The 370-nt window shown below is 37.6% G+C and carries 1 protein-coding gene; it reads right to left on the reverse strand.

Features of this window, described 5'->3' with window-relative positions:
- Positions 1–5: 5 nt before the first annotated feature.
- Positions 6–370, reverse strand: a 365-nt coding sequence (locus tag KTHG_RS00325) for an RNA-guided endonuclease TnpB family protein (protein WP_139991814.1), incomplete at its 5' end; no start/stop codon positions are given.

Genomic DNA, 370 nt, shown 5'->3' on the forward strand with positions numbered 1-370 from the left:
CGTTCCTACGGTTGTTGCTTTAAAAGTCTTAACCCTTCGATTAAGATATTCTTACTTGCATTAATATCTCGGTCTAGTGTCGTATCACAAGATGGACAAGTCCACTCACGAATATCCAATGTTTTCTTGCCATCTCGATGACCACAGGCATGACAAAGTTGGCTCGATGGGAAAAATCTGTCGATTTCAACAATTTTTCTACCGAACCATTTCGCCTTATACATCAGTTTTTGTACAAAAGAAGACCATGACACATCACTGATCGCTTTCGCTAACTTATGATTTTTCAACATGCCTTTTGTGTTTAAGTCTTCAAGACAGATGACGTCATAGTGACGAATCAATTCTGTTGACAGTTTATTCAAAAAAA

It is taken from the genome of Kurthia sp. Dielmo (genome assembly GCF_000307285.2).
GTDB classification, from domain to species: domain Bacteria; phylum Bacillota; class Bacilli; order Bacillales_A; family Planococcaceae; genus Kurthia; species Kurthia populi.